Source organism: Paenibacillus sp. MAEPY2, from assembly GCF_000499205.1.
In the GTDB taxonomy this organism is placed as follows: domain Bacteria; phylum Bacillota; class Bacilli; order Paenibacillales; family Paenibacillaceae; genus Paenibacillus; species Paenibacillus vandeheii.
Genome location: NZ_AWUK01000047.1, coordinates 29,296 through 53,941 on the forward strand (window position 1 = coordinate 29,296; position 24,646 = coordinate 53,941).

The following is a 24,646-nucleotide window of genomic DNA, read 5'->3' on the forward strand; positions in this document are numbered from 1 at the left end:
AGGAATGTATATTATGAGTTACATATGCGGGGTAACATTTTCAAACATTGTTCGATGATGCACATATATGAGGAGGAGATTCAACCATGCAGACGAAGTTGCGTTGTGCCATATTGGATGATTACCAGAATGTTGCCCTTTCTTCAGCGGATTGGACTCCAATCCTGGATCGGGTTGAGGTTCAGACGTTTAATCATTACTTGGGATCAGAAGAGAAGGTTGTTCAGGAACTGCGGGATTTTGAAGTGATTGTGTTGATGCGTGAACGTACACCTTTCCCTGAATCCGTGATCACTCAATTGCCGAAACTCAAGCTTCTGATTACAAGCGGCATGCGCAATGCCTCCATTGACCTCCAGGCTGCGGAAACAAACGGTGTCATCGTCTGTGGCACGGAAGGAAGCTCCAATCCACCCACGGAACTGACATGGGCGCTGATTCTGGGCCTGTCCAGACAGTTGGTGACCGAAAATAACGCGCTGCGTTCGAATCGAAACTGGCAGAGTACAGTTGGCATGGACTTGTACGGAAAAACATTGGGACTGCTCGGATTAGGCAAGATTGGCAGCCGAATGGCACAGATTGCACAAGCCTTTGGCATGAAAGTGGTCGCTTGGAGTGAGAATTTGACACAGGCAAGTGCAGAAGAACAGGGAGTTCAATGGGCAGAGACCAAGGAACAACTGCTTGAACAAAGCGATATAGTTTCCATTCATCTGGTGCTCAGTGACCGCACTCATAATCTGATTGGACGAGCCGAGTTCCAACGGATGAAAAATACCGCTTTATTGATCAATACGTCTCGTGCAGGCATTGTGGATCAAGAGGCGATGGTCGAGGCTTTACAGAATGAGTGGATTGCTGGGGCAGGTCTCGACGTATATGAACAGGAGCCTCTTCCTGTAAACCATATCCTGCGCACATTGCCTAATCTCTTGGCAACGCCGCACATTGGTTACGTGACTCAAGGCAACTATGCTATTTATTTTAACCATACTGTAGAAGATATTGAGATGTTCCTGAAGGGAACACCGATTAGACAACTGCTTCCGAAAAAGTGATTGCTCGTAGGTGGGGCTGAGCTATAAGTGTGTGGTGTTTGAAGATGAAAAAAGGTGTTTCTCAGGACTAAAATTCATTCCTGGAGAACACCTTTTTTTGTGTTATTCGAATGTTGTCCAATAGATCCGTGTCTTCACGACAACGCTTAGGCGTGTGGTCCTTGTGATGATGAACGGATCATGGCAACACTGGACTCGCGCACAATTAACCTTGGCTCGAATTGAATATGCTCGTAATCGGTGGTACTCATCTCTCGAATTCGCTTTAACAGCAATTCCGTTGCAAGTCTGGCCACTTCTTCGCCCATAATCGAGACTGAACTGATCTGCGGAGACGAAACGGTAGTGAATTGGTTGTTGTCAACGCCCACAACAGCAATATCTTCGGGTACACGAACGCCCAGTTCTTTAAACCGATTGACCAATCCGATGGCAACCATATCATTAATGGCGTATACGGCATCTGGCATGTGAGTCAGCCCATGAAAATAATCCGCTGCATTGGCTCCCGTATTCAATGAAAAATCTTCTCCGAAATAAACGAGGGAGATATCTACATGACCTACGGCCTTCTCATAAGCCCGATAACGTTCTTCGATAATGTCTTTAGGGGCACCGGCGTAGGCGATGCGGGTCCGCCCAATTTTAATCAGATGTTCCATGACCAGTTTCCCTTCGGGTTGTGAAAGAGAAACGACATCTGCTTTCATGCCAGGCTCCAGCTTTTTGCCGTAATTAATCATGGAAATGGGAAGGGGAGCTTTATCAATTAGGCCCGGTAATGTTTTGGGATAGGCCAAAGGCATGAAAATAAGCCCGTCCACGTGCAGTTTTTTGATGTTACGAATGGTTTCCAGTTCCGTTCTTGCATTTCCCGCCGTATTGATTTGGACCACATGATATCCATGCTGCTTCGCTGTTTGTTCAACAGACCAGGAAATCTCGGGAATAATGGCGTTGCGTATGTCAGGTACAACCAGTGCAATCTGATGCGTCTGGCGTATTTTTAGACTCTGGGCAGAGGTATTGGGGACAAAACCAAGCTCCTCAATGGCCTGCATGACTTTCTCACGTGTTTTGCTGCTGATACCTTCCGAGTTGTTGATGGCTCTGGAGACGGTAGCGATGCCTACACCTGCAAGTTCTGCAACGTCCTTGATCGTAACCTTCTGATCTTTATTCACGTTTAGTTAACCTCACTTCAATCGGAAACGATTCCGAATTTTGAAAATATGTACAAATGGAATGACCAAACTATACCTTGATTATAACATTTGAGCCAATAAGTATCCTGTGAATACGATTGAAAGGTCATAGGTATCTATTTTTTAAAAGAGCTGATTAGCTGTTTTGAAAAATAGAATCCAAAAAAATCTGGGGATAATAGCGCTCGGGAGGTTGTTCTGTCATTGGAGTGGCAGGTGTATTGAAGGCTGGCTTTACTCCAGAATTATCGGCGTAAAATTCATAATATAGACATAAGTGTGACAAATTATGTTTGACAGTCTATTTAAAATGTGACATATTTGATTTACGGAAACGTTTCCGATTATATCAAAACTTATGATCTGGGAGATGAAACAAATGAAAGCATTGCGTTGGCACGGAGTAAAAGATTTGCGTCTCGAAAATATTGATGAACCCCGCCCTGAACAGGGAAAGGTTAAAATAAAAGTGGAGTGGTGTGGAATCTGTGGCAGTGACTTGCACGAGTACACTGCTGGCCCGATCTTCATTCCGGCTCAAGCACCGCATCCGCTAACAGGGGAACAAGCACCTCTTGTGATGGGGCATGAGTTTTCAGGACAAGTCGTTGAAGTAGGCGAAGGCGTGACACGTTTTCAGGCAGGTGATCGCGTTGTGGTTGAACCGATCTATGCATGCGGTCATTGTGAAGCCTGCAAGCAAGGAAAATATAATTTATGCGATCAGATGGGTTTCTTGGGCCTGGCTGGTGGAGGCGGAGGTTTCTCGGAGTATGTAACGGCTGAGGAAAATATGGTGCATGCCATTCCGGATTCCATCTCGTACGAGCAAGGAGCTTTGGTGGAGCCTTCCGCAGTAGCTCTTCATGCTGTGCGTCAGAGCAAACTGAAAGTCGGCGACACTGCGGCTGTTTTTGGTGCGGGTCCTATCGGTTTGCTGGTTATAGAAGCGCTGAAAGCTTCTGGTGCATCGGATATTTACGTCGTTGAATTATCCGAGGAACGTAAAGCCAAAGCGGAAGAACTTGGCGCTATCGTTATTGATCCTGCACAATACAATGTTGTGGAAGAAATTCATGCACGGACCCAAGGCGGGGTGAACGTAGCTTATGAAGTGACCGGTGTTCCACGGGTACTGCAGCAAGCGATTGATTCAACACGTATTGGTGGTGAGTTGATGATCGTCAGCATTTTTGAACAGGAAGCACCGATTCTGCCAAACTCCATTGTCATGAAGGAGCGTACGGTCAATGGCATTATCGGTTACCGTGATGTATTCCCGGCGGTCATTAGTCTGATGGCTAAAGGTTTCTTCCCGGCAGACAAGCTGGTAACCAAACGAATTAACCTGGACGAAGTGGTAGAGCATGGATTTGAAGCACTGCTCAAAGAGAAAAACCAGGTTAAAATTCTGGTGAAAGCAGAGTAAATTCCTGGCTAATAACATCAGAATATAATAGAGTGGAAGTCAGCAAATGGCGATAGGCAACCCAGTTGGAGTTCAACTGGAGCTGATGCTCAATTAGCAGGCAAGCACTTGAATTATGACGAATAGACAACGCATCTCCGGATGCGATTGTCTATTTTTTTTGCACAGATCGGGCGGAATTTGTTGCAAGTAGGTTTCGTTTTACATAATATGAAAAGATACAATTTGTATCATTTTGGTGTAAAGGTGTTATTTCATTAAATGAAGGAGGAAGCGGACATGCAGAGGAATACGAAATGGGCAGCTGTGATTTTGACCCTCGTTGCAGGTATGGGGTGGCTGCTTATGGGCAATTCGAAACCCAAGAATGATACTGTAACAGAGCAGCCGACTGCCGAGCGGATGCTTGCCAAGGTGTCCAATGCGCCTATCACATCTGCCGATGTGACGTCCAAGATCGAGCTGCTTGGAAGGCCTTTTAAGAAAGCGCCTTATGCCAACAATGTCTGGGATTTGCAATTGTACAGAGGGAAAATATATATGGGGCATGGGAACAGCAGTAATTTAGGTGTTTCACCCAATGCGGGCCCAATTCCGGTCATTTATTACGACACAGCCACTCCCAAATTTGTAACCCAATCCGTTACGAATAGAAATCCGAGCATCGTTTCTTCGACCAAAAAGTTTGTAGATGAGGAACAGATTGACATTTACAAAGTGCTAAATGACAAATTGTATATTCCCGGAAATGATTCGGATGGCGAGCAGTGGGATATGGGGAACTTCTACCGGTTGGATGGAGATGTATGGACCAAGTATCGTAATCTGCCGCTGGGTGTACATGTGTACGATTTGGCGTCCTATCAGGGCAAACTATTTGCAGCACTGGGTACCGAGCAGAAGCCTACCGTATTAATCTCTCATGATCAAGGTGAAAGTTGGCAAAAATTCGCCACCATCAATACATTTGGCTTCAGGGTGTATACGCTGTTTGAAATCAAGGGCAAATTATATGCATCCGGCATGATGTATCCTGCCAATAATATTTGGGGCGACAAAACGAATATATTAGAGATTAACGAGAAGCTTGAAAAGAAAGACGTGCTCATCTATGGCAGCAAAATGCTTCCAGGGCTATCCTATCAAACTGGAACAGTCCCCTATAATAAAATCGGGAAAAATATTAATTTCAAAAATAAGCTGCTCTATATTGCCGGAGGGGTATTCAATGATGGGCAGCTGTTACCCAAATCCTTGAATATCATGACTGATATTAATCAGGCAAAGCGCGTCATTTTGCCGGATACTCAGGCCCTTCCTACTGATCTGCTGCTGCGAGATGGTAAAGTCTATGTGCTTACCTACACACGCAAAAGTGCGAATCTCTATATAAACCGCGTATATCAATCGACGGATCTGAACACATGGAATGAAATTCTCCGTTTCAACCAGGACACGTACGCCAGGTCTTTTGAAGAACATGAAGGTGATTTCTACTTTGGGCTAGGCACGGACCCCGATGTTCTATCCACTTCATCAGGCAAATTGCTAAGAGTTAATCGCAATGATATCCCTGCTAATTCTAAGTAAATGTAAGGAAGATTATGGATATTATATACTATGCTGCATCCACATTTTTGGTTCCAGCGAGGCCAATTTAGGTTAAAAGTAGGGCAGGCCGAAATGGTAGAACTTCTTAGAAGAAGCTACATCGAGCTTGCTCTATTTTTGTGTTCAAAAGGACATTAATTTCTTTTTTTCAAAAATTTGAAAATAAAAATCAGAAACTATAATATAGAAAGAAGATATCTTAATCGACTCCTGAAAAACATCTGTGGTAGGCATACAATAACATGTGCTAGAACGTGTACATTTTTTCTTCCAATCTGATCGAAAAGGAGCAATACACAATGAATGTACCGACAGCTTTGTTTAAACCATTTACCTCGGACAAGCTCACCCTGTCCAACCGGATCGTCATGGCGCCCATGACTCGTGGATTTTCACCCGAAGGCGTACCCGGGCCAGAGGTCGTGGAATACTATCGTCGCAGAGCAGCCGGAGGTGTAGGGCTGATCATTACCGAAGGAACAGGGATTAACCACCCTTCATCCGTTAGTGGCGCAAGCATTCCGCTGTTCCATGGCGAAGAGTCACTAGAGGGTTGGGCGAATGTAGTCAAGGCAGTCCATGCGGCAGGTGGCAAAATCATGCCACAATTGTGGCATGTGGGCACAGCCCGCCGTTCAGGCGATCTGCCTAATGCAGAAGCTGAGCCAGTAGGTCCATCGGGACAAAGTATGGCAGGTGAACCGGAGAGAGAACCGCTGACAGAGAACGAAATCAAGGGTCTTATCCAGGCGTATGCACAGGCAGCAGCCGATGCACAGCGCATCGGTTTCGATGGTATTGAGCTTCACGGAGCTCATGGTTACCTGATTGATCAATTTTTCTGGCAACACACCAACCGTCGTACGGATAAGTACGGAGGCGATCTGGTGCAGCGCACGCGTTTTGCTGTCGAAGTTATTGAAGCATGTCGCGCTGCTGTAGGTCCTGACTTCCCGATCATGTTTCGTTTCTCCCAATGGAAAATGGGGAACTATGACGCACGTTTGGTGGAATCACCAGAACAACTGGAGCAGTTCCTTGCCCCTCTGACGGCTGCAGGCGTAGATATTTTCCATTGCTCAACACGTCGTTTCTGGCTGCCGGAATTCGAAGGCTCAGAGCTGAATCTGGCAGGCTGGACACAGAAAATAAGTGGCAAACCGGCGATTTCTGTTGGATCGGTAGGGCTTGAAGCGGAATTCGTGGATCGAGCGAACGAAAACCAGGGGGCTGGCGATGCTCACCTGGATCAATTGAACGAGAAGATGGAGAAAAATGAATTTGATTTGATTGCATTGGGGCGTGTACTGTTGAGCGATCCGGAATGGCCGAACAAAGTTCGCGAAGGACGCCAGTCTGAAATCGTACCTTTCACAACAAAAGTGTTGCAAACACTCTATTAAGAGAACTTTCAGAAAAGATTTGTAAGAACAAACGCCATTGGCAACGAAAACTGAAAACAAACGTGAAGCCGCCGAAGGGCGGCCTTTTCATCCTCCTTCAATAATAATTTCATCATATGAAAAATTCACAATAGAAAACCGTTTTTCGCACCGCTGACACCTTTCCTCATCTGCTCCAATCACACACGCCTTAATGAATAACGCCAAAAAATACCACACTTTAACCTCGAAAAGGGAATTTTTTTCGTTATTCCGACTCCATTATCTTTATTTGTGCGCGAGCTGTCTCCATTTTGAAAATGAAGCACCTTATGATAAGGTTATGCCTGAACCATATTCAGTCTGAATGACAACAACGCTTAAGGAGGATGACCATCCTTGTATATCCATAGTCGCAATTCAAAAAATAAACACATAAGCACGCTTCAAATGCTGTTCCTTCTATTCGGAATACTCCTGCTTTTATCTGCATGTGGGCAGTCGCAGAAGCCTTCCTCGTCAGAGCAAAGTAACCATAATACCGGAACGAAGACAGATGCGAATTCAAACGCAGGCGCAAATGATCAGGATGATCAGCAGAATACAGTGCCTCCGCAGGAGGAGAAAGATCCGGTACAAGAGCAGCTTGATCAATTGTCTTTGGATGAGAAGGTTGGACAAATGATTCTCGCAGGTGTTCAAGGGACCACTTTGGATGCCCAAGCGAAACAGATGATCATGGATCAGAAGGTGGGAGGCATTATTTTCTATGCCAATAACGTCTCAACCCTTCAGGGGACAGCAACGTTTGTGCAATCCATTAAGGATGCCAATCGTTCCAATCCGGTTCCGATCTTCATGAGTGTGGATCAGGAGGGTGGCAAAGTGAGTCGTATGCCGGAAACAGTAGAGTCCATTCCTTCCAATGGGAAAGTGGGTAAGACGAAGGATTCTGATTTGGCTGAAACGATGGGTAAATTGTTGGCAAGACAAATTCAGCTTGTTGGCTTTAACGTTGACTTTGCTCCAGTGCTGGATATAAACAGTAATCCGAATAACCCGGTAATTGGGGATCGTTCATTTGGCAGCTCAGCCAGTCTGGTTTCGCGTATGGGTATAGCCGAGATGAAGGGGCTGCGCAGCGAAGGAATTATTCCTGTGGTGAAGCATTTTCCCGGTCATGGGGACACGTCCGTGGACTCCCATCTGGATCTACCTGTCGTGAACAAAACAGAACAGCAGCTTGCCGAGCTCGAATGGATTCCGTTTGAGGCTGCGGTGAAGGAACAGGTGGAAGCGGTTATGGTAGCTCATATTCTGTTTCCGAAACTCGATCCCGACCATCCAGCCTCCTTGTCGGACGTCATCATAGGTCAGCATTTACGTGGCAAATTCAAATATGACGGTGTGGTCATCACAGATGATCTGAGCATGGGCGCAATCGCGAAAAATTACAAACTGGACGATGCCGCCGTGGCTACGGTTCAGGCAGGGAGCGATATTCTGCTGGTAGCGCACAGTTATGAGAGTGCCAAGACCATTTTTGATACGTTGAAGAGCGCGGTGAAGTCAGGGAAGATTTCCGAATCTCGCATTGATGAAAGTGTCTATCGAATTCTGGCATTGAAACAGAAGTATAACTTGTCTGATGAGAAGCAGTCGTCTGGAGATTTGAAGCAGCTGAACGCTGACATTCTGGATTGGCGCAAGCAGGTCGATGCCCGATAGTACCCACCTGTGTTATGATTTTGGAAAGAGAATCGCATATTCCATTATGACAGGTTAGAGGTGAGACCTTTTTATTATGTATACAATAATGATTATTGAAGATGATCCGAAGATTGCGGGTCTTCTCAAATCCCATATCGAGCGATATGGAGACCGGGCTGTTACGGTTGAGGATTTTGAGCAGGTTGTCCGGCAGTTTGAACAACTGAAGCCTCATGTTGTGCTGCTGGATATCAACTTGCCAAGTTACGACGGATTCTACTGGTGTCGACAGATTCGCTCCATTTCCACTTGTCCGATCATTTTCATCTCGGCCCGGAGTGGCAAGATGGATCAGGTCATGGCGCTTGAGAACGGTGCGGACGATTATATCACGAAGCCGTTCGAGCATGAAATTGTCATGGCCAAAATTCGTAGTCAGCTGCGCAGGGTGTACGGCGACTATGCTGCAAGTCATGAAGAACGCAAGGTGGAATTGGATGGACTGACGGTCTATCTGGAACGGTTGGAGATGCAGTTGGGTGACCGCAAGATACAACTGACCAAGAAAGAAACCATTTTGCTGGAGACGCTCCTGCGGCGCAGTCCCAAATTGGTTAGCCGTGAAACCATCTTGGAAAAGCTGTGGGATGATTCCTTTGTGGATGATAATACACTTAGCGTGAATGTGACTCGAGTACGTAAACGATTGACTGAGCTGGGAATAACAGATGCGCTGGAGACGGTTCGAGGTTCGGGTTATCGACTCAACAGTAATTGGAAGGCATCGTCGCCCTCATGAAGTTGTTTATCAAAGAACATATCGTATTGACCTGTTGGGTAATCGTTGTGCTTCTTACTGTCGTTGCAGTCTTCTGGTATGACGGCTATGACCATTGGTTAACGGCCACGTATGCGGTATCTCTAGGGTTATGCCTTTACGCAGGTTATCTGATTTATCGTTATCTGTCCCATCGTATGTTTTATTCCCGGATGTCCCAACGAATGAATGATTTAAAAGAATTTGTTCCACTGAATGAGCCCGCACCTTTGCCGCAGGCTTTGGCGGAACTGCTGGATTCGCAGTATGGTCATTACCATGCCCATCTGCATCGTTTGGAACAGCGACAGCAGGAATACCTGACATTTATGAACCAATGGGTACATCAGATGAAGACACCGTTGTCCGTCATTGAACTGACGGTTGAGGACCAGGAGGATGAAGATCCACGGTTCATTAGCATTCGAGAGGAAGCAGACCAGATGAGGCGGGGCTTGGAAACCGTGTTGTACGTGGCGCGGCTGGAGACATTTGAACAGGACTTCATTGTGGAGCCGGTATCACTCAAGGCGGCCGCAGAAGAGGCCATTCATGAACTGAAACGATTCTTTATTCGTAACCATGTGTATCCCGAGATGGAAATTAACTCGGCGTTAATGGTCCACTCGGATGCCAAGTGGATTCGGTTTGTCCTTGTACAGCTGTTATCCAATGCCATCAAGTACTCTTCTGGCAGCGACGGGCAAAAGGTCACCATTCAGGCTTACGAATCCGCGAGGTCCATCATCCTTGAAGTGAAGGATCAGGGTGTGGGCATTCCAAAGTCTGATCTTAACCGTGTATTCCAGCCTTTCTTTACTGGAGAGAATGGACGTCATTTTAAAGAATCCACGGGTATGGGACTGTATATTGTAAAGGATGTACTGACACGGATGAATCATCGAATTGATCTGGCATCGGTTCAGGGAAAAGGGACAACCGTAACCATTACATTTGAAACATGAAAACTATATCTGCAGGATGCAAAACAAAACGGGAAGACGCTGGTACCCCTCAACAGGTATCGGCGTCTTTCTCTGTTCTATATAGAAGAGGGCTCTTTTAATCAAGTGATAACGTAACCTTACAATAATGTCATGAAGATGAAAGGTTAATCCATAGGAGAATAGTCGAAACTTCGATAGACTGAAGTCAGAAAGTAAGAGAACGACATCGATTGGCAATGATGTTCAGCCCAACTTATTTTAATTCAAATTCAAATTCGAAAAGGAGCCATCAACCTATGGAGATATGTTCAGTGAAACAGATTAGCAAAATTTATAAAGGAGTCGTGTCCTACGAAGCCTTGTCAGGTATTGATCTCAGTATTCAGGAAGGTGAATTCGTTGGCATCATGGGTCCATCAGGCAGCGGCAAAACAACGTTACTGAACATGATTTCAACTATTGACCACCCAACTTCAGGAGAATTGCAGATTGCAGGAAAGAATCCGTTTGAACTGAATCATGATGAACTGGCCTTGTTCAGACGCCGAGAGCTGGGATTTGTATTCCAGTCGTTTAACCTGCTCAATACACTCACCGTAAAAGAAAACATTGTCCTGCCGCTCACGCTCGACGGAGTATCGGTTGAAGAGATGAATAAACGTGTTGATCGGCTCGCAGAGAAGCTCGGTATTGCAGATCTTCTGAACAAACGCACGTATGAAATTTCCGGCGGTCAAGCCCAGCGGACAGCAATTGCACGAGCCCTGATTCATTCTCCCAAGCTGGTGCTGGCAGATGAGCCTACAGGAAATCTCGACTCGAAGGCAGCGCGTGATGTAATGGAAATGCTGGAGCGCCGCAATCAGGAAGATCGGGCCACCATGCTGCTGGTCACGCATGATGCTGTTGCTGCAAGTTATTGCAGCCGGGTTGTATTTATTAAGGATGGGCGACTCTACAACGAAATTCATTATGGAGATAACCGATCGGCGTTCTATCAGCGAATTATTAACGTATTATCCCTGATGGGAGGCTCGGGTCATGAATTTTCGCCAGTTCGCCATTAATAATGTTGTTCGCAACAAACGAATTTACCTGGCCCATTTTCTGAGCAGTACGTTTTCGGTCATGATCTTTTTTACGTATGCACTGCTTTTGTTTCACCCGGATCTGAAGGAAGGATTAAAAGGTTCAAGTAATACAGTAACCATGCTTGCGAATCAGGGGTTTCTGATTGCAGAGATTATTATTTTCATCTTTTCGTTTCTGTTTCTGCTCTATTCCGTAGGTTCATTTCTAAAGACACGTAAAAAGGAATTTGGCATATTTCAAATCATTGGCATGACTCGCAAACAGATGAACCGACTGTTATTTATGGAAAACATGTGTATTGGTTTGGCTGCCATTGTGACAGGCGTTGGATTAGGAATGATGTTTGCCAAGCTAATCCTTTTAATCTGCGGTTCCATGCTGGCTGTGGAAGAAAGTCTGCGTTTCTATTTTCCAGGAAAGGCTATTGCACTTACTGTCGGAGCATTTTTAATTCTGTTTTTTGTGATTGCGTTGACCTCATCCCTGCTGATGCGAAAAGGGTCATTGATTGACCTTGTAAAATCAGAGGAAAAACCGAAACCTGAGCCTAAGGCTTCACGTCTATTAGCACTGCTCTCCGTCATACTCATTGGGGGTGGATATGCGGGTGTATTTACCTTTGTATGGATCACATTCTCCTTCCCTTTGCTGGTCGGCAGCGTTGTTTTGGTTATTGCAGGCACGTATCTGTTATTCACCCAACTTAGTGTATATGCCATTCGGGCGCTCAAAGGCAATAAACGGTTGTTTTTCCGCAAAACGAATTTGCTATTTCTGTCTGAACTTACCTATCGAATGAAAGATAATGCGGTCATGTTTTTTATGGTAAGTGTGATCTCGGCCTCAGCCTTTACGGGCATTGGCACAATGCTGGCGATCGCTGATCCGGGCTTGTCATCCATGACGAATCCATATGCGTTTACTTACCAAAATTCATGGGATACATCTAGTGCAGAACGCCACATCAGAAAGATCGAAGAGACACTCATTGATAATGAAGTTCCGTACCAGAAAGGAAGTTATATTCCGCTGACGGATAACGAGGGTAACTATATGATCAAACTCAGTGAGTATAATCATCTTGCCAAGGCTTTAGGTTATAAAGAGCGAACGTTGGAGAATACCAATGACTCGTTTATGACTCCAGGTAATCTTACAAGTCGTAAAGCATTACGTGCAGAGGCAGGAGAGGGTTCCTCTCAGAATAACTTCGATTTGTGGGTCGGAGAAGCTCATGAAAAGGTTCGGTTAACAACACCTGAAACCGAGATCGTGATCCCGGCTGAATTTACAAGGGACGTATATGTGGTATCCAATGAGCTGTACGATAAAATGAATAAGGAATTTAAGAATGCAATCCAAGCGGATGAAAATTTTTATTTCGATAGAAAAACTCAATTTGTTGTGACCGATTGGATGGGAACGCGGAAGTTTGCGCCTGATCTGATCGAATCCATTCAAAATGACTCGGGTAGTCAGGGCTACTTCGAGCTCAGCGCTCTCGTACTGGATTGGCTTAATTCCAAACAAACCAATGGCATCATCCTTATTCTGAGCGGCTTGATTGGCATCGTCTTTTTCACCTTTGCTGCAAGCTTTACCTACTTCCGGTTATATGCGGATCTGGAACGGGATGAAGAGCAGTACCGCATGATTGGCAAGATGGGACTGAGTCGCCCCGAGCTTCGTAACATCGTAACCAGACAGCTGATGTTAATGTTTTTCCTGCCAATCGTCTTGGCCATTATCCACAGCTCCGTTGCCTTTGTTGCATTGCAGCAGTTGGTAGATTTCTCAGTCATGGGTTATACCTTGCGTATTTTCTTGGTATTTGCATCCATGCAGATTCTGTTCTTCCTGCTAGTACGCTGGCGTTATTTACGCAACATGTATGCCAAATTGATCTGATATAAATCTAATACAACAGGCACCGGACCTTAGGTTCGGTGTTTGTTGACTTTTTCCTCCAAAGCAAAGTACTATTTCAATAGATACAATTTGTATCGTCATAGCTACCGAGAAGGAGGATTACATTGAGCATAACGATGTCTCGTGGACAAGCTTATCTGCAACGGTTGAATGACGAACGCAATGTATGGCTGGATGGAGAACGTATTCGCGTTACGGAGCATCCTGCTTTCCGGGGAACCTTGCATACGATTGAAAGTTTGTTCAATCTGGTGGACGATGCGGACACGCGAGAAACAGTGGCTTATTGGGATGAGCAGACGGGGGGATATGTGCATCAGGCTTTTCGTGTACCTCGAACTTCGCTGGAAATCAACAACAGGGCGGCAGCCTTTCGATTGTGGTCCGATCACACCTATGGGGTCATGAGCCGTCTATCGGATTACGCTCGATCCCGCCTGACTGGATGGTATGCCACGCGTGACGCCATGGCTGTATACGACCCAGCATTTGGAGGTAAAATCGCTGCCTATTATGATGAAGCCAAACGAAAGGATGCCTTCCTGACCATTGTTCAGCGTGACCCGCAGATTAATCGCGCTCTGCCTGTAGGGGAAGATGAAGATGCCATGCTCCGAATCATGAGTACCAATAACGAGGGTGTTGTCCTCCGGGGCGCCAAGATGGTGGCAACTGCGGCTCCATATGCGGATGATATCATTGCATATCCAATTCAGCGCATTCCCGGACATCGCCCAGAACTGGCGCATATGGTTATCGTTGCAGCAGGCAGTCCAGGTTTACATATGGTATGTAGAGAATCTTTTGCTGTATCAGACTCAGATACCGCTCATCCGCTCAGCATGCAGTATGATGAGATGGATGCCGTATTATTTTTTGACGACGTATTCGTACCATGGGAGCGCGTACTGCTGCACAACAATCCGGAAGCGGTATGGCAGATTCGCTGCAACGCCGCATCCTCCAGTCTGGCTTATCATCAGAGCATTATTCGGCTGCATTCGAAGCTGGAATTCATCACAGCCATCACGTCTTCCATTGCCAAGGAGATTGGAGTGGATTCCTTCCTGAACGTACAGGAACAGCTTGGGGAAATGATTAGTCAGATGCACACGATTGAAGGACTCATCATTGCCTCCGAGGCACAAGCTGCGCCGGATGTTCATGGGAACTGGCTCCCATCATTCAAATATATCGAAACAGCCCGCAATTTGGGGAACCGTTATTATCCACGCGCTGTTGAGATTTTGAAGACGATCGCCGCCGGTGGTCTCATTCAGATCCCTTCCGGGAATCTGGAGCTGCAAAATAGTATCAGCCCCATGATGAACAAGTATCTTGGCGGTGTAACGATGCAGGCACCGGAGAAAATTCGACTATTCCAGCTCGCCTGGGAGCTGACGGGAAGTCCTTTGGGAGCCAGACATGATCTGTATGAACGTTTCTACGCCGGCGACCCGGTACGCAATCGGGCGAGTCAGTATATGCAGTATGACAAGGACCGATTATATGCACGGGTTGAACCATGGTTACATAGCAAGGGATGAATGAAACTGAAGAAACGCTGCTTATTTTTCTTTGGATTTAAAGCTCTGGCCTGATGCCCGGGCTTTTTATTTAGGTTATCTTTAGAAATGGTTTAGATTGAATTAAGAGACGTAGTATATAGTAGTAACGTATAGACATGTGAACCAAAGGAAGCTGAAGTACGGATACAAATTCGAATGAGAACTGAATTTATTGAAATAGGAATGTGAGGATTCGCATGAGATACACACTATTAATTGCAGATGACGAGCCCGAAATTGTGGAGCTGCTTCAGCTGTACCTGGAGAAGGACTACAACATTGTGACAGCCGTTAATGGCGTCGATGCGCTGCAGTGTATCCGTTCAACTCAGATCGATCTGGTCATACTGGATATTATGATGCCCGTGATGGATGGACTGCAATTGATCAAACAAATCAGGTCCACACACCATATGCCTGTTCTGTTCCTGTCGGCCAAAAGCCAGGATCATGACAAAATCCTTGGACTTGGATTAGGTGCCGATGACTATATCTCCAAACCTTTTAATCCCTTGGAGATTGTCGCCAGAGTGGAAGCCTTGCTCAGAAGAGTCAATCAATTTGATGCACCGGACGTGCCTGCTGCCAAAGAGTTAAATCTTGTGCTCGGTGAGCTCAGGCTTGATCGATCTCAATGTATCCTTTTTCGCTCGGGGAAGCCTGTGACGTTGACCTCTACAGAGTACAAAATCGTGGAGCTTCTGCTGGAGCAGCCAGGCCGTGTTTTCACGCGTAAAAAAATATACGAAGCCGTCTGGGGAGACTATTATGCGCACGAGGACAGCACGATCATGGTACATATCAGTAATATTCGGGAGAAGATCGAGCGTGACTCCAGGCAACCGGAATATTTAAAAACGATAAGGGGACTGGGATACAAAATTGAAGCGCCCATGGAAAGCTAGAGAAAAGAGACTATTGCAAACGTCCCTGACCCTGGACTTTTTGCTGTTCAACTTCTTTTTGTTACTACTGGTAGCCATCGTGTACATTATCATTACGCTGGATGTGGTCGATTTCCGCATTTCGGATCAGGTGGTTGATCCCGATCTGAATGTGGAGGCGCATGTGTATGTGACAGAACTGGAGAACGAATGGTTGTCCGGTAGTTCCGATGAGGCCAATAATACCGAGATTCAGCGTCTCAAGGACAGCGGGGGATGGATTGAAGTGCTCGATGCGGATCGCAGGGTCATTCGTTATATCGGGGACAAGCAGGATACGTTCACTCAATACAGTGAAGCCGAACTGTATGAAGGACTCGAAAACCGAAATGAACAGCCTTACTACTACTCCATTAGTCCGCTATCGACAGATGGAACTGCTGAGTACGTTTTGCTAAAGATTCCGCGTGAGTTGGTCAGTGTGCGAATTAACGATAATCAACTGATTACCAATTTGAAGCATCCGTTATCGTTTTACATTATGATTGGGATCGGGCTGGTCTTGCTGCTGATATTTGTATACAGCTATTGGGTCGCCCGGCGAATCAAAAAACCGCTGAGTATCCTTTCTCTAGGTCTTACCCAGATGATTCAGGGGAATTATAGTACACGCATGTCTATCTCGGCTGAGAGGGAATTTGTCCAGATTGGTGAAACCTTCAATTATATGGCGGACGTTATTGAGAATACATCTGCGGAGAAACGATATGCGGAAGAGAGCAAACAGCGACTGATTGTGGACCTGTCACATGATCTCAAGACCCCGATCACGAGTATTCAGGGGTACGCTCAGGCTTTGGTGGAAGGGCGTGGGGAAGACAAGGACAGACAGCAGCGATATCTGGGATATATCTACAACAAGTCCGTCCAGGTCGCGCGCATGATTCAGAATATGCTGGAATTGCTCAAAGTGGATTCACCTGACTTCCGTATGCACATTCAGCAGCGGGAAATCGGCGAATTCGTACGTGAAATTATGGCGGATACGTATGGGGAGATTGAGCAGAACCATTTTGGCCTGCATGTGCTCGTCCCTGATGAAGAGATCTATGCAAGATATGATCCGGAACTGTTGTCCAGAGTGATTCAGAACCTGATCACGAACGCTTTGTCCTACAATCCAAGGGGAACGGAGCTGCGTGTGGAGTTAATTTCACTGGACAACCATGTGGTTATTGAGGTCGCTGATACCGGTGTAGGTATCCCTCAGGAATTGTGGGCAACCATCTTTGATCCATTTGTCCGAGGGGATGAAGCGCGTTCGGGAACCGGAGGGACAGGACTTGGACTGGCGATTGCGCGGCGGAACACCGAGAAGATGGGTGGGCGATTAACCCTTTCCCGGCGCGGTCAGGAGACGACGGTGTTCACTATACAGATTCCGAAATAAAGAACCGACATAAAGGATAAGGTTGACATAAGCATTCTGTCATGCTGATCGCATTTTGCAAATTACTCATATAGAAAAGGTTAAGTGGAGGGGAAACTTTTTGTTCAAAGTAAATTCGTTTGTACGTTTCAGTATTGCACTGGCACTGATACTGATTAATATCTACCTGTTATCACGTGTCAGTTTCATTTTCCAACCGCTTGTTACCATGATTACGGTGATTACCGTGCCGATGATGCTGTCCGTATTCTTTTATTATCTGCTGAGGCCACTCGTCAATTACATGGAAAAAAAGAAGCTGAATCGCACACTTAGCATTTTGCTGATCTATCTGGTGTTTGGTATACTGTTCGCCCTGTTTATTATAGGACTATGGCCTTCTTTACGTGAGCAGCTGGTTAACCTGGTAGAAAATGCACCAAATCTGCTTAATTCACTAAGTTTGCAGCTCAAAGAGCTCGAACAGAACGGTGCCATTACGGCTTTGTTCCCGGAAGGATCGACCCCGTTTTCTCAGATTACGGATTACATTAACAAAGGCTTCACCTTTGTAACGAACTATGTGAGTGGATTCTTCTCACTCATATCCAGCTTTGCGATTGTTCTGTTCACCTTCCCGATCATTTTGTTCTACATGCTGAAGCAGGGAGAGAAGTTCGGTCGTAAGCTGGTGCACATTGCACCCAAACGCTTCCAAAAAGACAGCCGTGAAGTTGTACTTGAAATCGATCAGGCGTTAAGTGGCTTTATCGTGGGACGAGTGCTCGTGAATCTGGCTCTGGGCGTGCTGATGTATATCGGTTTTCTGATCATTGGTCTCCCGTATGCTCTGCTGTTAACCGTGATTGCGGTCATCATGAACTTTGTTCCGTTTATCGGGGCAATCCTGTCTTCCGTTCCTATTGTCATTATGGGACTGGTGGTATCCCCTTCGGTTGCAATTTGGTCACTCATTATTATTCTGGTGGCACAGCAAATACAGGATAATCTGGTTGCACCGTATGTATTCGGCAAAAAACTCGATATTCATCCGCTGACCACCATTATATTGGTGCTGGGTGCAGGGGATCTGGGTGGTATTATTGCCATTCTGATTATCATCCCTGTCTACATGATCGTTAAAATTATTTTGGTTCGAATCTACCAGCTATTCTTCAAGGACAAATGGCAGAATGCTTAAACATGGATAACTTATATAAAAGGAGTGGAAATCATGTCTGAAATCATCCCACAACCATACACTGAACCTGAGTATATTGAGCCACAATCTGTTCAAATGGGCGCCATTCATATTTCCAACGATGTTGTGTCCAAAATTGTCGGCATGGCCGCTCAGACGACCGTAGGAATAACCTCCATGTCGGTTGGTCTTACCGAAGGAATCGCCAAGAGCATCAGCGGGAAAAGCTTGCAAAAAGGGATTGATGTGGCGATCAAAGATGACCAGGCATCCATCCAGCTACGAATCAATGTTCAATATGGCAGCAAGATGCATGAAGTCTGTCAGGAGCTTCAACATAATGTGCAGCAAGCTGTGGAGCAATTAACAGGCATTATGGTGAATGAAATTAAAGTGCAAGTGGTAGGCGTGACCATGCAGGAGCAGATTTAAAGCAAAACGAGTAGAATGAATGGAATCCAGCTATAAGCAGGTCATCATATCCTGTGTAAAAATACAAAAACAGCACCTTTCCATTAGCTGCATAAATGGGAAGGTGCTGTTTTGTGTTTGCGATAATACGTGGGGGCTTCGCCCATGACTTTTTTGAACATTTTCGAGAAAAGCAGCTGGTCGGCGTATCCAACGGAACGGGAGATATCCCCAATGGTCAAAGTCGGGTCCAGCGTCAGTTCAGCCGCCCTGCGCATTCGGTAATTGACCAGATAAGATTGAATGCTGGTGCCCATCTTGTCTTTGAAGAGGGAGCACAAGTAACTGCGCTGTAACCCAACATGAGAAGCAATGGACTGTACGGTTATGGCGTTGGCATAATTAATCTCAATGAAATCCATGACCTGAGTGACATAGGTTTCTTTCGTGTAATCCTGGAACAGAATAGGTCTGTCCTCACTGGCCCGATCAATCAATATGGAGAAAAACTGAAATAGCAATCCCGTCATGCTTATCTCCCATCCTTTATGGGTATTACGAGAGCTGATCATGCGGTGCAGACAGGAGCGCAGCTCGTCATCTTCATTGCCCAGCTCAAAGATCGGATGGTGCTCAGACAGGCAGGCCTGCTGCAATAGCGAAGGGCAGGTGCTTCCTTGGAAAGCTACCCAGCTGTACTCCCATGGGTCAGACTGATCTGCTTCATAATGAACGACAGAATGGGGGACGATGAGAAATCCCTGTCCTTTGCGCAGCTCAACCTTTTTGCCTCCAACTTCAAAGGTGCCTTTTCCGTCCAAAATGTAATGGATTTTGTAGTAATCCCGCATGGCCGGACCAAAGTAGTGACCGGGTGCGCAAGCTTCTGTACCGTAATGAAGGAGCTGCAGCTCCTGAAAGTGATTATTTTTGCACAAATATGTAATCAAGGCTATTCACTCCTGTTATGAGGTCGTTATACCTTGCATTTTAACATATAAAAGGTGAAAAGGAATCGTTTTATGAATATCATTTGATGAAGATAACAATCATTTTTCCATATCGTTGTAGTGAAATGCCATATCGTTTTGCTTTGAAACTGTCTAAGATGAAAGGGTATTCAATAACTTTTACAGGAAAAGAGAGAATAACGATGCCCTATACTGCGAATGAACAACGATACAGTGAAATGAAGTACGCACGCTCCGGCAAAAGCGGAATCAAGCTGCCGCAAATTGCTCTTGGCCTATGGCAGAACTTTGGTGGAAATCGTACCCTTGATATTCAGGAAGAGATGATTCTGCGCGCATTCGATCTGGGAATTAACCATTTCGATCTGGCAAATAATTATGGTCCACCTCCAGGATCAGCTGAAGAGAATTTTGGTGTCATTTTCAAAAAACATCTGCGTCCTTATCGTGACGAACTGCTCATCTCGACCAAGGCAGGTTATCATATGTGGAACGGACCTTACGGCGAATGGGGTTCCCGCAAAAACCTGATTGCCAGTCTGGACCAAAGTTTGGGTCGTATGGGATTGGATTATGTAGATATTTTCTATCATCACCGTCCAGATCCGGATACACCGCTCGAAGAAACGATGACTGCGCTGGATCATATCGTTAGACAGGGCAAAGCGCTGTATGTAGGTTTGTCCAACTATGATGCTGTACAGACTAAGGAAGCCATTACTATTTTGCGTCGTCTCGGTACGCCTTGTCTCGTTCACCAGCCAAACTATTCAATGCTGCATCGCTGGATTGAGGATGGATTGCAGGATGTGCTGGATGAGCACGGTGTAGGTTCGATTGCCTTCTGTCCGCTTGGCCGCGGTCAGTTGACGAATAAATATGTGGACAAGCTCAAGGAAGAGCGCACCAACCCAACAGGCAATTTGAGAAAAGAAGCCTATACGGACGAACGAATCGCCAAGTTCGAAGCACTTCAGACGGTTGCCGAGCGGAGAGGCCAAACGATCTCCCAGTTGGCGCTGAACTGGATTTTGCGTGGCAACCGGGTTACCTCAGCCCTGATTGGTGCCAGTCGTGTGTCCCAGATCGAAGAAAACGTAGCCGCCCTTCAGGCACCAGGCCTGACAACGGAAGAGCTGAATGAAATCGAAAGCATCTTGGATGGCATCGGAAACTATGCTTGGTAACTTGTAACGGAGAGATATGACTTTGGAGATTCAGAGTCATGTCTACCATGGGAAAATATAAAAACTATGATATAGATATATTGGGATAATTAAACGTGTCTTCCTGTAGTCAGGAGGACACGTTTTTGTTTTACGAAACATTCTTTATTTAGGAGATGTACCTTAAAGGGCATCATTTAATTGACCTATGTTTATTTTTTTTCTAAACTAGTTCATATCATAGCACCAGGTCCTAGGATTTAGGGTATAATATATAGATGCTATACATTTGAAATATGAAGGAGAGGCTCCATTTGAATTTTCAACAGTGGATTTCGCCTGAAACTTATAACCTGACATCCGAGATGGAGAATCACCCGTCGGATCGGGTTGCACTTAGATGGCTGAGCGATCATAAAGAATTGGAAGAGATCACTTATGGTGAGTTATTAAAGCAGGCAAATCGTCTTGCTGGAGGCTTGCGTGGTCTTGGTTTGGAGAAGGGCGACCGGGTGCTGGTCATGGTACCACGCCGGATTATTGCCTATGTCATTTACATTGCCTGCCTGAAACTGGGCATTGCAGTTATTCCTTCTTCCGAGATGCTGCGTGCGAAAGATCTGGAGTATCGTCTCCGGCATTCCGAGGCGCGGGCTGTCATTGTCTGGTCCGAGACTACCGCTGAAGTTGAAAAGATAGATGCAGATTTGCCAGCATTGGCACACCGCATCGTCGCTTCACCAAATGGTGATGATCGCGTACCTGGAGAAGGCTGGGTTAACGTACATCAGTTAATGCAAGGCCAATCTGATACGATGGCTGCGGTGGAAACCCATCGTGACGATATGGCCATTCTCGCATATACCTCGGGTACGACCGGGAATCCAAAAGGGGTAGTACATAGTCATGGGTGGGGATATGCCCATTTGCGGATCGCTTCATCGTTATGGCTGGATATACAGCCTTCGGATACGGTCTGGGCAACCGCAGCACCTGGATGGCAAAAATGGATCTGGAGTCCGTTTCTGTCCGTACTCGGAAGAGGGGCGACCGGACTCGTCTACAATGGATCCTTCCAACCCAAACGTTATCTGGAACTGATGCAGGAGCATCATATCAATGTCCTCTGCTGTACGCCGACGGAATATCGCTTAATGGCCAAGGCAGACGATCTTGGTAAGCATGATCTGTCCGCGTTGCGCAGCGCCGTGTCCGCAGGTGAACCGTTGAATCAGGAAGTGATTGAAATTTTCCAACGTCACTTTGACCTGACAATCCGGGACGGATATGGACAAACCGAGAGTACACTGCTGATCGGCAGTTTGAAGGATGCTCCCGTACGAATCGGTTCGATGGGGCAGTCGATTACACCAGGCCTCATTGAGATCATCAATGAAGAGGGACAACCTGTACCTGCTGGTGAAGTAGGAGATATCGCGGTGCATAAGGACATGCCAGCCTTGTTCCGTGCCTATTATCAGGATGAGGGACGGAAGGAAGCGAATCAGCGCGGGGATTATTTTGTAACAGGTGACCGCGCACGTAAAGACGAAGAAGGCTACTTCTGGTTTGAAGGACGCAGTGATGATATCATTATCAGTTCGGGATACACGATTGGACCGTTCGAGGTGGAAGAAGCGCTGATGAAACACGACAGCGTGAAGGAATGTGCAGTTGTGGCAAGCCCCGATGAGATCCGTGGCAACGTAGTGAAAGCATTTGTTGTGCTGAGAGACGAGTCTCTCGCATCACCTGAACTGGCGCGTGAACTGCAAAATCATGTGAAGGCATGGACAGCACCATACAAATATCCACGCAAAATCGAGTTTGTAGCCGATCTGCCGAAAACAAACTCCGGTAAAATTCGCCGCATTGAGCTGCGTGAGCAGGAAAAACGTAAGGCTTAGATCATTGTGTGTAATCAAAGAGTTGGAAATATTAGCATAAGTAGTGAAGGGGAAGGAATCGATTCTAAACATTCAAATATGAATTAGGAGTGAACACAACCATGAGTAATTTTGAACAAACCTTTGAAAAGTCGTTGGAACAATACGCGGAGCTGGTTGTCAAAGTCGGAGTGAATATCCAGAAAGGGCAGGATCTGCTGGTAACGGCACCCATCGAAACACTGGAATTCACCCGTCTCATCGTACAAAAAGCGTACGCAGCTGGCGCCAAGTATGTACAGGTTGATTTTGATGACGACGATATTACACGCAGTCGTTTTCAACATGGCTCCGATGACAGCTTCGACTATTACCCGGCCTGGAAGGCGGAAATGATTGAGAAGTTTGCAGAAGCAGGCGGCGCAACCCTGACGATCAAAGTACCTGACCCTGAATTGTACAAGGGCATCAATTCCGACAACGTTTCGCGTGCAACCAAGGCGGCGGCTCATGCACGACGCGGTTATTCGAAATATACACGTAACCACGAGATTAGCTGGTGTCTGATCAAAGCGCCAACCAAGGCATGGGCGAACAAAGTGTTTGCCGACATTCCTGAGGAAGATCGGATTAACGTTATGTGGGAAACCATCTTCAAAATGAACCGTGTCGATGGCGGAGACGCAGTACAGAACTGGAAAAAACATCTGGACACCCTGAATGCCATGAGTGATTTGCTGAACAAGAAAAACTATAAAAGCTTGCACTACCGCGCACCAGGAACAGATTTGAAAATTGAGCTAGTGAACAATCATATCTGGGGAGGCGGCGGTGGCGAGAACAAGCAAGGTGTGTATACCGTTGCGAACATGCCGACAGAAGAAGTGTTTACGATGCCGAAGCGTAGTGGAGTGAACGGATTCGTCAGCAGCACAATGCCGCTCAACCTGAACGGACAGCTGGTAGACCAGATGAGAATTACATTTAAGGATGGACAGGTCGTTGCTTTTACAGCAGCTTCGGGTGAAGAGCATCTGAAAAATCTGTTTGCCACCGATGAAGGCGCACGCTACCTTGGCGAAGTGGCCCTCGTGCCGCATGATTCCCCAATCTCCAACTTGAATCGTATCTTCTATAATACCGGTATTGACGAGAATGCATCCTGCCATCTGGCTGTCGGAAGTGCATATCCGTTCAATATGAAAGATGGTACGACGATGTCTAACGAGGAATTGCTGAAACATGAATGCAACGTCAGTCTGACCCATGTAGACTTCATGATCGGCTCCGCAGAGCTCGACATTGATGGTGAGCTGCAGGATGGTACAGTAGAACCTGTATTCCGCAAAGGAAACTGGGCATTTTAATTGGTAAATCATCTGCAAAAAGACAAAAAAGTGACTTCAACATTGAAGTCACTTTTTTTTGCGTATGCGTATTGCACTAACTTTGCATTAGCTTATTATAACTTTACGGGCACGCATATTTCGCAAACATCCAGAGGAAGGAGATCACCCGTATATCTTTCCAGTATGGGTTTGTTGGCCATTGTGTAACCGCTACTCTCCAAATACGGGAAAATCTCAGTCCACGCTTGCTTCACATCCTCTGCGGTATGTTTGACTTTGCAAACCAGATACTGCCCGCCAGGAAGTTCAGCTTCTTCAATTTGGGGAGTCGATTCACCCAGACAATAATCCTCCGATATGACAATACAAGCATCATACCTGCATTGAGAGGGGATGGTGGTTTCCGGGTGATCCTGCGGAATGCCGAACAAGATGGCTGTTTCCGTAAGCAGATCTTTGGATCTGGCCCAAGTCTTTAACGTCTCCATCGTCTGACTGTTGGCAGGACCATACGGGCCCACTTCTCGTACATAGGCAATTCGGGATGTTGGCAGGTTTTCAATGTGAAATTCCATTGGTTTTCATTCCTTCCGTTACG

The 24,646-nt window shown here is 46.1% G+C and carries 20 protein-coding genes; 17 read left to right on the forward strand and 3 right to left on the reverse strand.

Annotation, left to right across the window (positions count from 1 at the left end):
• Window positions 1–86: 86 nt before the first annotated feature.
• The gene (locus P364_RS0130510) at window positions 87–1,061 is read left to right on the forward strand and encodes a D-2-hydroxyacid dehydrogenase family protein (protein ID WP_024633798.1); all 975 of its coding nucleotides are present in this window, start codon (window positions 87–89) and stop codon (window positions 1,059–1,061) included.
• Between the two features lie 146 nt (window positions 1,062–1,207).
• Here P364_RS0130510 and P364_RS0130515 read toward each other — a convergent pair whose 3' ends face one another.
• Window positions 1,208–2,245: a LacI family DNA-binding transcriptional regulator gene (locus P364_RS0130515; RefSeq protein WP_024633799.1), complete on the reverse strand. Its 1,038-nt coding sequence runs from the start codon at window positions 2,243–2,245 to the stop codon at window positions 1,208–1,210.
• A gap of 400 nt (window positions 2,246–2,645) precedes the next feature.
• Between P364_RS0130515 and P364_RS0130520 the strand changes: the two genes are divergently transcribed.
• The 13 genes from P364_RS0130520 (at window position 2,646) to P364_RS0130580 (ending at window position 18,697) form a co-directional block, all read left to right on the forward strand.
• Window positions 2,646–3,695 (forward strand): 2,3-butanediol dehydrogenase, encoded by a 1,050-nt coding sequence (locus P364_RS0130520; RefSeq protein WP_024633800.1) that lies wholly within the window; start codon window positions 2,646–2,648, stop codon window positions 3,693–3,695.
• A gap of 279 nt (window positions 3,696–3,974) precedes the next feature.
• On the forward strand, window positions 3,975–5,285 hold the full coding sequence (locus P364_RS0130525; RefSeq protein WP_024633801.1) for a hypothetical protein: 1,311 nt from the start codon (window positions 3,975–3,977) through the stop codon (window positions 5,283–5,285).
• Between the two features lie 320 nt (window positions 5,286–5,605).
• The gene (locus tag P364_RS0130530; RefSeq protein ID WP_024633802.1) at window positions 5,606–6,709 is read left to right on the forward strand and encodes an NADH:flavin oxidoreductase; all 1,104 of its coding nucleotides are present in this window, start codon (window positions 5,606–5,608) and stop codon (window positions 6,707–6,709) included.
• A 378-nt stretch (window positions 6,710–7,087) separates the two neighbouring features.
• Window positions 7,088–8,416, forward strand: a complete 1,329-nt coding sequence (nagZ, locus tag P364_RS0130535; protein ID WP_236642218.1) for a beta-N-acetylhexosaminidase — start codon at window positions 7,088–7,090, stop codon at window positions 8,414–8,416.
• A gap of 76 nt (window positions 8,417–8,492) precedes the next feature.
• Window positions 8,493–9,197: a response regulator transcription factor gene (locus tag P364_RS0130540; RefSeq protein ID WP_024633804.1), complete on the forward strand. Its 705-nt coding sequence runs from the start codon at window positions 8,493–8,495 to the stop codon at window positions 9,195–9,197.
• Window positions 9,194–10,180 carry a sensor histidine kinase gene (locus P364_RS0130545; protein ID WP_024633805.1) on the forward strand — a complete coding sequence of 329 codons (987 nt, stop codon included), beginning with the start codon at window positions 9,194–9,196 and terminating at the stop codon, window positions 10,178–10,180. Before P364_RS0130540 ends, P364_RS0130545 begins: the two co-directional genes overlap by 4 nt.
• A 278-nt stretch (window positions 10,181–10,458) precedes the next feature.
• Complete coding sequence (locus P364_RS0130550; protein ID WP_024633806.1) at window positions 10,459–11,229, forward strand: ABC transporter ATP-binding protein; 771 nt, start codon at window positions 10,459–10,461, stop codon at window positions 11,227–11,229.
• Window positions 11,204–13,162, forward strand: a complete 1,959-nt coding sequence (locus P364_RS0130555) for an FtsX-like permease family protein (protein ID WP_024633807.1) — start codon at window positions 11,204–11,206, stop codon at window positions 13,160–13,162. Before P364_RS0130550 ends, P364_RS0130555 begins: the two co-directional genes overlap by 26 nt.
• Before the next feature lie 137 nt (window positions 13,163–13,299).
• Complete coding sequence (locus tag P364_RS0130560; protein ID WP_024633808.1) at window positions 13,300–14,730, forward strand: 4-hydroxyphenylacetate 3-hydroxylase family protein; 1,431 nt, start codon at window positions 13,300–13,302, stop codon at window positions 14,728–14,730.
• Window positions 14,731–14,948: 218 nt separating this feature from the next.
• Complete coding sequence (locus P364_RS0130565; protein ID WP_024633809.1) at window positions 14,949–15,656, forward strand: response regulator transcription factor; 708 nt, start codon at window positions 14,949–14,951, stop codon at window positions 15,654–15,656.
• A complete protein-coding gene (locus P364_RS0130570) occupies window positions 15,634–17,085 on the forward strand; it encodes a sensor histidine kinase (RefSeq protein WP_024633810.1) in 1,452 nt (483 codons plus the stop codon). Before P364_RS0130565 ends, P364_RS0130570 begins: the two co-directional genes overlap by 23 nt.
• Before the next feature lie 100 nt (window positions 17,086–17,185).
• Window positions 17,186–18,265, forward strand: a complete 1,080-nt coding sequence (locus tag P364_RS0130575; protein WP_024633811.1) for an AI-2E family transporter — start codon at window positions 17,186–17,188, stop codon at window positions 18,263–18,265.
• A gap of 33 nt (window positions 18,266–18,298) precedes the next feature.
• On the forward strand, window positions 18,299–18,697 hold the full coding sequence (locus tag P364_RS0130580; RefSeq protein WP_024633812.1) for an Asp23/Gls24 family envelope stress response protein: 399 nt from the start codon (window positions 18,299–18,301) through the stop codon (window positions 18,695–18,697).
• A gap of 83 nt (window positions 18,698–18,780) precedes the next feature.
• On the opposite strand, the gene P364_RS0130585 is transcribed toward P364_RS0130580, so the two are convergent.
• Window positions 18,781–19,626 (reverse strand): AraC family transcriptional regulator, encoded by an 846-nt coding sequence (locus P364_RS0130585; protein WP_024633813.1) that lies wholly within the window; start codon window positions 19,624–19,626, stop codon window positions 18,781–18,783.
• A gap of 203 nt (window positions 19,627–19,829) precedes the next feature.
• On the opposite strand from P364_RS0130585, the gene P364_RS0130590 reads away from it, so the two are divergent.
• The 3 genes from P364_RS0130590 to P364_RS0130600 all read left to right on the forward strand — a co-directional run bounded on the left by P364_RS0130590 (window position 19,830) and on the right by P364_RS0130600 (window position 24,066).
• Window positions 19,830–20,834: an aldo/keto reductase gene (locus P364_RS0130590; RefSeq protein WP_024633814.1), complete on the forward strand. Its 1,005-nt coding sequence runs from the start codon at window positions 19,830–19,832 to the stop codon at window positions 20,832–20,834.
• Window positions 20,835–21,178: 344 nt separating this feature from the next.
• Window positions 21,179–22,720, forward strand: coding sequence for an acyl-CoA synthetase (locus P364_RS0130595; protein ID WP_236642220.1), 1,542 nt, complete (start codon window positions 21,179–21,181; stop codon window positions 22,718–22,720).
• A 101-nt stretch (window positions 22,721–22,821) separates the two neighbouring features.
• Window positions 22,822–24,066 (forward strand): aminopeptidase, encoded by a 1,245-nt coding sequence (locus P364_RS0130600; RefSeq protein ID WP_024633816.1) that lies wholly within the window; start codon window positions 22,822–22,824, stop codon window positions 24,064–24,066.
• 95 nt (window positions 24,067–24,161) lie between these two features.
• On the opposite strand, the gene P364_RS0130605 is transcribed toward P364_RS0130600, so the two are convergent.
• Window positions 24,162–24,623, reverse strand: a complete 462-nt coding sequence (locus tag P364_RS0130605; protein WP_024633817.1) for an AraC family transcriptional regulator — start codon at window positions 24,621–24,623, stop codon at window positions 24,162–24,164.
• Between the last annotated feature and the right edge of the window lie 23 nt (window positions 24,624–24,646).

Excerpts from the sequence above, each read along its gene's own strand:
- P364_RS0130510 (WP_024633798.1), top strand. The coding sequence starts at position 87 with ATGCAGACGAAGTTGCGTTGTGCCATATTGGATGATTACCAGAATGTT.
- P364_RS0130520 (WP_024633800.1), top strand. The coding sequence starts at position 2,646 with ATGAAAGCATTGCGTTGGCACGGAGTAAAAGATTTGCGTCTCGAAAAT.
- P364_RS0130525 (WP_024633801.1), top strand. The coding sequence starts at position 3,975 with ATGCAGAGGAATACGAAATGGGCAGCTGTGATTTTGACCCTCGTTGCA.
- P364_RS0130530 (WP_024633802.1), top strand. The coding sequence starts at position 5,606 with ATGAATGTACCGACAGCTTTGTTTAAACCATTTACCTCGGACAAGCTC.
- P364_RS0130540 (WP_024633804.1), top strand. The coding sequence starts at position 8,493 with ATGTATACAATAATGATTATTGAAGATGATCCGAAGATTGCGGGTCTT.
- P364_RS0130545 (WP_024633805.1), top strand. The coding sequence starts at position 9,194 with ATGAAGTTGTTTATCAAAGAACATATCGTATTGACCTGTTGGGTAATC.
- P364_RS0130550 (WP_024633806.1), top strand. The coding sequence starts at position 10,459 with ATGGAGATATGTTCAGTGAAACAGATTAGCAAAATTTATAAAGGAGTC.
- P364_RS0130555 (WP_024633807.1), top strand. The coding sequence starts at position 11,204 with ATGAATTTTCGCCAGTTCGCCATTAATAATGTTGTTCGCAACAAACGA.
- P364_RS0130560 (WP_024633808.1), top strand. The coding sequence starts at position 13,300 with ATGTCTCGTGGACAAGCTTATCTGCAACGGTTGAATGACGAACGCAAT.
- P364_RS0130565 (WP_024633809.1), top strand. The coding sequence starts at position 14,949 with ATGAGATACACACTATTAATTGCAGATGACGAGCCCGAAATTGTGGAG.
- P364_RS0130580 (WP_024633812.1), top strand. The coding sequence starts at position 18,299 with ATGTCTGAAATCATCCCACAACCATACACTGAACCTGAGTATATTGAG.
- P364_RS0130590 (WP_024633814.1), top strand. The coding sequence starts at position 19,830 with ATGCCCTATACTGCGAATGAACAACGATACAGTGAAATGAAGTACGCA.
- P364_RS0130595 (WP_236642220.1), top strand. The coding sequence starts at position 21,179 with ATGGAGAATCACCCGTCGGATCGGGTTGCACTTAGATGGCTGAGCGAT.
- P364_RS0130600 (WP_024633816.1), top strand. The coding sequence starts at position 22,822 with ATGAGTAATTTTGAACAAACCTTTGAAAAGTCGTTGGAACAATACGCG.
- P364_RS0130605 (WP_024633817.1), bottom strand. The coding sequence starts at position 24,623 with ATGGAATTTCACATTGAAAACCTGCCAACATCCCGAATTGCCTATGTA.